General features: G+C 72.3%; 7 protein-coding genes. 4 read left to right on the plus strand and 3 right to left on the minus strand.

Annotated features, from left to right (window positions below):
• On the plus strand, window positions 1-1,155 hold a 1,155-nt coding region (locus D9R02_RS10430; protein ID WP_220700424.1), incomplete at its 5' end, for a PrsW family intramembrane metalloprotease.
• A 63-nt stretch (window positions 1,156-1,218) separates the two neighbouring features.
• On the opposite strand, the gene D9R02_RS12310 is transcribed toward D9R02_RS10430, so the two are convergent.
• Entirely contained in the window at window positions 1,219-2,127 is a 909-nt protein-coding gene (locus tag D9R02_RS12310; RefSeq protein ID WP_259463951.1) for a hypothetical protein, read from the minus strand.
• 143 nt (window positions 2,128-2,270) lie between these two features.
• Between D9R02_RS12310 and rlmC the strand changes: the two genes are divergently transcribed.
• Window positions 2,271-3,407 carry a 23S rRNA (uracil(747)-C(5))-methyltransferase RlmC gene (gene rlmC, locus D9R02_RS10440; protein WP_039101367.1) on the plus strand — a complete coding sequence of 379 codons (1,137 nt, stop codon included), beginning with the start codon at window positions 2,271-2,273 and terminating at the stop codon, window positions 3,405-3,407.
• A 139-nt stretch (window positions 3,408-3,546) separates the two neighbouring features.
• Here rlmC and D9R02_RS10445 read toward each other — a convergent pair whose 3' ends face one another.
• Window positions 3,547-4,086 carry a gluconokinase gene (locus D9R02_RS10445; RefSeq protein ID WP_019311059.1) on the minus strand — a complete coding sequence of 180 codons (540 nt, stop codon included), beginning with the start codon at window positions 4,084-4,086 and terminating at the stop codon, window positions 3,547-3,549.
• Window positions 4,087-4,421: 335 nt separating this feature from the next.
• Here D9R02_RS10445 and D9R02_RS10450 point away from each other — a divergent pair, with 335 nt between their 5' ends.
• The gene (locus D9R02_RS10450; RefSeq protein WP_039101368.1) at window positions 4,422-5,171 is read left to right on the plus strand and encodes a rhomboid-like protein; all 750 of its coding nucleotides are present in this window, start codon (window positions 4,422-4,424) and stop codon (window positions 5,169-5,171) included.
• 160 nt (window positions 5,172-5,331) lie between these two features.
• Window positions 5,332-6,561 (plus strand): MFS transporter, encoded by a 1,230-nt coding sequence (locus tag D9R02_RS10455; protein ID WP_039101369.1) that lies wholly within the window; start codon window positions 5,332-5,334, stop codon window positions 6,559-6,561.
• A 190-nt stretch (window positions 6,562-6,751) separates the two neighbouring features.
• On the opposite strand, the gene D9R02_RS10460 is transcribed toward D9R02_RS10455, so the two are convergent.
• Window positions 6,752-8,128 carry an MFS transporter gene (locus D9R02_RS10460; RefSeq protein WP_121566880.1) on the minus strand — a complete coding sequence of 459 codons (1,377 nt, stop codon included), beginning with the start codon at window positions 8,126-8,128 and terminating at the stop codon, window positions 6,752-6,754.
• Window positions 8,129-8,135: the final 7 nt, after the last annotated feature.

Below are 8,135 nucleotides of genomic sequence, written 5' to 3' on the forward strand. Positions count from 1 at the left end.
GCCCCCCCCGCGGCCCGGGCCCGCCCCGCCGTGCGAGTCACGGCCGCTCAGGACGGACCCGGGTACGGCCACGAGTTCTTCCGCCCGCGCTCGGCCGTGTGGTGGCTGTTCTGCGTGCTGGTGGCACTGGGCACCACCGGGGTGTCCCTGGCGGTGGCGAAGTCCTTCACCACCGCGAAGGACTCGCTGCTGGCGATCGCCCCGATCTTCGCGCTCACCCTGGTGCTGTTCGCCGTCATCGTGCTGTGGGCGGACCCGTACCGGGCGCGTCGGCCGTGGATCCTGCTGCTGGCCACCGTGTTCGGGGCCACCGTTCCCACGTGGCTCGGGGGTCACGCCAACGAGCACATCCTGGAGCTCGCGGCCAAGCTGCTCCCGTGGGGAGTGGGCGCGGACTGGGGGGCCGCGTTCGCGGGGCCCACGAGCGAGGAGTGGGGCAAGACCATCGGAGTGGTCCTGATCATGCTGGTGGCCTCCCGCACGCTGACCCGGCCCATGCACGGGCTGCTGGTGGGGGCGTTCGTGGGTCTGGGATTCCAGATCTTCGAGAATGTCTCCTATGCCGCGAACAATGCGCCCACGGATGCGAACAGTGATTTCTCGGGTGCTTTCAGTGTGACGCTGCTGCGCAGCACCATTGGCATTTCCTCCCACTGGCTGTACTCCGCGATCATTGGCGTGGGGGTGGCATATCTCCTGGGCCGCACCGTGAAGCACTGCTCAATGATGGTGCGCATCTCGGCATTCGCCGGGCTCTACGCCCTGGGGTGGGTGCTGCACTTCCTCTGGAACGCTCCTCCGGTGGCGGCGCTGCCGTGGCTGGGCATGCCGGTCAAGGTGGTGCTGGCGTTGGTGTGCTTCGTGCTGGTGGCGCGGATCGCGTGGCGTCAGGAGCGTGAGTACCTCGCGCGGGCGGAGCAGGAGCTGCGCGGGTCGCCTCTGGTCCGGGAGCTCCCGGCCGAGTACGGGCAGCCCGCGGTGACGAGTGCGGTGGGCACGCGCACGCAGCGGCGTCGTGGGCTCAAGGAGGCCCGCAAGGCCGGGGGGCGTCGCGCCGTGAAGCAGGCCCGGCGCGCCCGCGCGCGCTACCTGGACGTGCTGCAGGCGTGGGGGCGCCGCGGCACCGGCGTGGACGAGCTGCCGGCGTCCGTCTGACGGGCAGTCGTCGGGCAACGCCGTGGGCCGGGCCCGGGGACCGTGCTGGTTCCCGGGCCCGGCTCACCGCACGTCGATGCCGAACACGCGCTTGACCGCGGTGACCACGTGGCGCCCGTAGCGCTGCGAGGACGGTGTGGAGGAGAACGGCAGGAACCGCCCGGGCACGTCCGGGTGGGTGATCTTGCCGTGCGTGGGCCCCGAGGTGGTGACCTCGAAGCCCGCCGCGCGCAGCCGTTCCAGCAGCTCCCGGCGGTTGGTGGGGTAGCGCGTGCCGCTGCCGCCGGGCTTGGCGCCCGTGCGCTCCAGGGAGTCGGGGGTGTCGGCCCAGGTCTCGTCCGGTCGGCGCGCGATCGCCCAGCCGCTGCGGTAGATCCCCACCACGCGGTGCTCCGCGCGCGTGACCTGCACGCACAGCGGGCCGCGCACGTAGTAGTCGGTGCGGCCCAGGTCCGCGGTCCACGTGTCCTCGGGGTCCGCCACCACGGCCCGCAGGGCGTCCTCGCCCACGTCCCACACGCCGTGCACGTCCACCCCGTCCGCGGGGACGTCCAGCTCCCGCTCCTGCCCCGGTGCGGAGTCCACCGTGTAGAACGCGTTCTCCGGCGTGCCCGTCACCGGTGCCACCTCGGACCGCAGCCGCGCGACCATGGCCGCGAGCTGCGGGTCCACGGTCAGCTCGCGGGGTGCGTCTCCCACGGTGACCGCGGGCGCCGGGCGAGGTCCGGGTCCCGGCTTGGGCGTCCCGCCCGGTGCCACGTGCGCCGCAGCTCCGGGTGCCGCGGGGGACGACGCCGCCCGCGTGCCCCGTTCTGCCGCGTTCCGTGCCGCGGTGGTCTCCGTTCCCTCCTCGCCGGCGATCCCCGGGGCCGCAGGGGACGGGCGCCACGAGGTGTAGTCCACCGGGCGCACGTCCCGCGCGGGATCGGTGCGGCCCCGCATCACGGCGGGGGAGGGGCGCTGGGTGCTCATGGCTGTGGTCCTCGGGGTGGGCGGCGAATGCCCTCACGGTGCCACGATCCTCGGGCCCGCGCCACACGCGGTGGAGGGGCACCCCACCCGGCCGTGCGGCGTCGTCGTGCCCGGCAGGCGAGGCCCGCCGTACACTCGGGCGGGTGGAATGCGGATACTACGACCGGGGTGAGTGCCGGTCCTGCACGGTGATCGAGGTCCCGTACGCGCGGCAGCTGGCCCGCAAGCAGGAGCTGGTGCGGGAGCTCGTGGACGCGCACGGTGCGCCGCGGTGGCTGGAGCCGGTGGCCTCGGCGGAGCGGGGGTTCCGCAACAAGGCCAAGATGGTGGTGGCCGGTGAGGTGGGGGCGCCCACGCTCGGCATCCTGGACGGCGCCGCGGGCGTGGACCTCCGGGACTGCCCGCTGTACCCCGAACCCGTCACGCGCGCCCTGCACGCGCTCGCGGAGTTCATCGGGCGGGTGCGGCTGCTGCCCTACGACGTCGCGAAGCGCCGCGGCGAGATCAAGCACGTGATCGTCACCGGCAGCCCCGAGGGCCGGCTCATGGTGCGCTTCGTGCTGCGCAGCACCCGCCAGCTGCCCAAGGTCGCCGAGAACCTGGACCTGCTGCGCGAGCTGGTGCCCGCGGCGGACGTGGTCTCCGTGAACATCCAGCCCGAGCACAAGGCGGTGATCGAGGGCCCCGAGGAGATCCTGCTGAGCGAGCAGCGCGAGCTGGTCATGGGCCTCAACGGGATCGACCTGCGCGTGCGGCCGCGTTCCTTCTTCCAGACCAACACGGCCGTGACCGAGCAGCTGTACCGGCAGGTGGCGCAGTGGGTGGACGCTGTGGGGCCCGCCAGCGTGTGGGACCTGTACTGCGGCGTCGGCGGCTTCGCGCTGCACGTGGCCGGGCCGGGGCGCGAGGTGGTGGGCACGGAGATCTCGGAGGAGGCCGTGGCCTCGGCTCGGGACACCGCCCGGGCCATGGGACTGCCGCAGGACGGCCCGGGCTCCGTGCGCTTCCTGGCCGACGACGCCGCCGCGACCCCCGCGGACCTGCCCGGCACCCCGGAGCTCGCGATCGTCAACCCGCCGCGGCGCGGCCTGGACGCCTCCCTGTGCGCGTGGCTCGAGACCTCGTCCGTGCGCCACGCGGTGTACTCCTCGTGCAACGCGCAGACCCTTGCGCGGGACCTCGCCCGCATGCCGTCCCTGCGGCCGGTGGAGGCACGGCTGCTGGACATGTTCCCCCACACCGGGCACTACGAGGTGGCGGTGCTGCTGCGGCGCGGCTGAGGGGGCAGGCGGCGCCCGGCGCAGGACGACGCCGCCGGGCCCGGGAGCAACGCACGTCCGCCCCGTCGATTCCGTCCCGCGGCCCCGAGACCTTCCGCCGGGAGGGCCCGGCCCGGACGATTCGGTCAGGCCGGCGCGCTCAGGACTGTGCGGCCACGAGTGCGCGGAGCCTCGTGACGGCGTCGTCCACCATGTCCGCGACGGGCTGGTCGATGTTGAGCACGTACCCGCCCTCCTCCTGGGCGAGCGGCTCCAGGGTCTCGATCTGGGACTCCAGCAGCGCGGCCGGCATGAAGTGCCCGCTGCGACCCTCGATGCGCCGGGTCAGCACCTCCACGGTGCCGTCCAGGTGCAGGAACAGTGCGGAGGGCGCCTGGGAGCGGATGCGCTCGCGGTAGACGCGCTTGAGCGCGGAGCACGCCACCACGAGGCCCTCGCGGCGCTCGCCGTGCTCGTGCAGGGTGCGGCCCACGATCTCGAGCCAGGGCCAGCGGTCGTCGTCGTCCAAGGGGGTGCCCGCGGCCATCTTCTGGACGTTCTCCAAGGGGTGCAGGCTGTCCCCGTCGATGAACTCGACCCCCAGCTCGTGGGCCACGAGCGTGCCGATGGTGGTCTTGCCGGAGCCCGAGACCCCCATGACCACCACGAGCGGCGGCAGCGGCTCGCGCACCCGGCTCATGCCCCGGCCCCCGTGGTGGGTGCCGGGTGTGCTGCCGGGCCCTGCGGGGCAGAGTCCCGGGGCGCGGGGCCGGTGCGGACGTCGTCGTCGTTCACGGTGTTCCTCTCAGACGGAGCGTGACCACGAGGTCACCCGGTAACCCTGCCACGCCGGGGGGCCTTCGTGCGAGACGGGCGTGTCCGAAGGGGACGGGGCGACGACGCCGCCGGGCCGGCCGCGCACGACCCCCCCGCTCCCCGACGGCCCACCGTGCTGGCCGAGCCGAGGGCGGCACGGTGTCCCGGGCGGTGGCGACTCCGGTGCCGGGGCGTGCACCACGGGCGCATACTTTCCCCGTGATCACTCTCGCGCTCGTGCTGCTGGTGGTGGGCTTCCTCTACGCCGTGGACCACGCCTGGCCCGGGTTCCGCGGGATCAGTGCGTGGTGGCTGCGCCGTGGTGAGCCAGTCAAGGACTGGGTGCGCCGGGCCCCGCTGACGTACCTGTACCTCACGCTGCTCACGTTCACCACGTGGCTTTTGGCCAACACCTCCGAGCCGCTGCGCAAGGCGTTCCTCGCGGAGCAGTCCACCAACCTGCACGAGCTCAGCACCAACCCGGTGACGGTGCTCGTGCGCAGTGCCATGTACGTGTCCCCCGTGGAGCTGCTCATCTGGTGGGTGGGGTTCAGCCTGGTGGTCGCACCCCTGGAGCACCGCTTCGGTTGGCAGCGCACCCTTGCAGGGTTCGCACTGGGGCACGTGGGCGCCACCGTGGCCGTGGCCTACCTCCAGGTGTGGCTGTTCCGCACCGCGGAGCTGCCCGTGCCGTCCCCCGTGCTGATCGACGTGGGGGCGAGCTACGGGTTCTGCGCCCTCGCCGCGCTGGCCACCTACCGGGGAGCGCTGCTGCGCAGACTGCTGTGGGCCGGGGCGCTCGTGGCGCTGCTCGCCGCGGGCCTGCTCCTGGACCTCGACTGGTCCTCGATCGGGCACACCGTGGCGGCGCTGCTGGGGTTCGCGTCCTGCTGGCTCGTGCGCCCGGAGGCCGCGGTCCACCACGAGGCGCGGGTCCGTGCCCGGCGGCTCTACCAGAGCGAGCACTGACCAGCCGGCGCGGCAGGGTCCGTCCCGCTCTGGACCCCATTTGTTACCGGCGAGTTTTGTGACCTGTCCCACCCTGCCCTAGCATGCAGACACTGTTCAGGGGTCGCGTGCCGCCGGTGGCGGGCCCCCACCCCGAGGGTGACTGCGAGGGAATGACGTCATGAGAACCAAGCCCTGGATGAGGGTCAGTTCCGCGCTGCTGGCGGTGGCGTGGGGAGGCAACGAGTTCACGCCCCTGCTGGTCATGTACCGCACGGTGGAGGGCTACGAGCAGGTGGCCGTTGACATGCTCCTTGCGGCATATGTGTTGGGCATCGTGCCCGCACTGCTGATCGGTGGGCCGCTCTCGGACCGGCACGGGCGCCGCACGCTCATGATCCCGGCCCCGGTGCTGGCCATGGTGGGCAGCATCCTGCTGGCCGTGGGTGCCGAGAGTCTGCTCCTGCTGTTCGTGGGCCGGGTGTTCTCTGGGCTGGCCCTCGGGCTCGGCATGGCCGTGGGCACCTCCTGGATCAAGGAGCTCTCCGAGAAACCGTACGAGGAGCACCCCGAGCGCGTCTCGGGAGCGCGGCGCGCCTCCCTGTCCCTGACCGCCGGGTTCGCCCTCGGTGCCGCGGTGGCCGCGGCCCTCGCGCAGTTCGCGCCCCTGCAGACCGTGCTGCCCTACATGATCAACCTGGCGATCTGTCTGCCCGCCGTGTTCCTGGTGGCCGGCGCTCCCGAGACCCGGCGCGCCACGCCCCCACACGGGCCGCTGCTGGCGGACCTGAAGATCCCAGCCACCCGGCAGCACCGCTTCTGGTTCGTGGTGGCGCCCTCCGCCCCGTGGGTCTTCGGCTGCGCGGCCTCCGCCTATGCGATCCTGCCCGCCCTCATGGCGGACGTGGTGGGACCGCAGTACGGGATCGCGTTCTCCGGGCTGATGTGCCTGGTGGGGCTGGGCTTCGGGTTCTTCATCCAGCCGCTGGGCAAGCGCCTGGACCGGGACGGCTCCATCCGCTCGCTCGCCGTGGGGATGTGCGCCGTGATCCTGGGGATGCTCGCGGCGGTGCTGGCCTCGGCCACCCTGAACCTGGTGCTGGTCCTGATGGCCTCCGCAGTGCTGGGCTGCGGCTACGGGCTCGTGCTGGTCTCCGGCCTGCAGGAGGTCCAGCGGATCGCCCGCCCGGACGACCTCGCCGGACTCACCGCCGTGTTCTACTCGCTGACCTACATCGGGTTCTTCGTGCCCATGGTGCTCGCGCTGATCTCCGAGTTCACCACCTACCCCTGGCTGTTCGCCTCCGGCGCCGTGATCGCCACCCTGTGCCTGGGCATCATGGCCTACGGCCGCCGCCACGAGGTCCGGGACCTGGACGCGGTGGAGGCGGGCGCCGCCGGGCGCTCCTGACCTTGTCGCGACGACGCCGCACGCCACCGGACCCGGCGCGGGTCACGGGGCGTGCGGCGTCGTCGGTCGTGGACACCGACCGCGCCGTGCGGTGACCGCCGGAATTCTGGCCCTGCGGCGTCGTCCGCGAAATGGCAGGGTCCGGGGCCGGACGGCGCAGCGGACGCGCGCCGCCCGGCACGGGGCAGGCTCAGGAGCGGGTCTCCTGGGCGTCCGTGCCGCTCAGCGAACGGTGGTGCGCCATGAGCTGCTTCTCCCGCGGCAGGACGCACAGCAGCAGGGCGATTGTCAGCACCACGGACAGCGTGAGCAGCCCGTAGGTGGCGCCCCAGCCGAACTCGTGGACCACCCACCCCACGCCGGTGGACGCGAGCGTGGCGCCGAAGACGTAGCCGAACAGGCCCGTGAAGCCGGCGGCCGTGCCCGCCACGTGGCGCGCGGACATGTCCAGGGCCTGCAGGCCGATGAGCATCACGGGGCCGTAGATGAACGCGCCGATGAAGAACAGGAACACCATGAGCAGCCAGTACGGCGTGCCCACCGGGGCGAGCCAGTAGGCCACCAGGAACACGCCCACGCCGAGCATGAACACGATGCCGGTCCAGCTGCGGTTGCCGCGGAACACCTTGTCCGAGACCCAGCCGCACGCCAGTGTGCCGAAGATCCCGGCGAGCTCGAACAGGGAGAAGCCGGCGATGCCCTGTGCCAGGGACATGCCGTGGTGCTCCGCCAGGTAGGTGGGTGCCCAGCTGAGCACGCCGTAGCGCAGGGAGTAGATGAACACGTTGGCCAGCGCCAGGAACACCATGGTGGGGTTGAGCAGCACGTGCTTGGTGATGATCCCCCAGTAGGAGGACCCCTCGAGGTCGCTCGCATCCGCTTCGACCTTGGCGGGATCGTCCCGGTACTCCTCGATCGGGGGCAGGCCCACCGCTTCCGGGCGGTCCCGGACCATGACGAAGGCGATCGCGGCGACCACGAGAGCGCCGAGAGCCGGGACCCAGAATGCCGACTGCCACGAGTCGCCCGTGATGGCCAGGCCGAAGGCGGCCAGTGCGCCCACGCCCATGCCGCCCACGTTGTGCGCGGTGTTCCAGATGGCGGTCTTCCAGCCGCGCTCGTTGGTGGAGAACCAGTGCACGAGCACGCGCCCGCACGGCGGCCAGCCCATGCCCTGCACCCAGCCGTTGAGGAACATGACCGAGGCGAAAAGCGCCACCGAGGCGGAGACCGCGGGGACGAACGCGACCACGAGGTTCGCCACGGCGGACAGCGCCAGGCCGATCGGCAGGAAGTACCGCGCGTTGGAGCGGTCCGAGATGGTCGCGGAGAAGAACTTGGAGAACCCGTAGGCCAGCAGCACGGCGTTGCCGATGATGCCGATCCCCACGGTGCTGATGGTGCCCTCGTCCATCAGCAGGGGTGCGATCAGGGAGATGTTGTTGCGGATCAGGTAGAACCCGGCGTAGCCGATGAAGATCCCGAGGAACACCTGCAGGCGCAGGCGGGGGTAGCTCCGGGCGACCTCGTCCTCCGGCAGCCGGGGGGCCGTGGGTGGGGCAGCCAGCCAGCGC

The organism is Kocuria rhizophila, from assembly GCF_003667225.1.
GTDB classification, from domain to species: Bacteria; Actinomycetota; Actinomycetes; order Actinomycetales; family Micrococcaceae; genus Kocuria; species Kocuria rhizophila.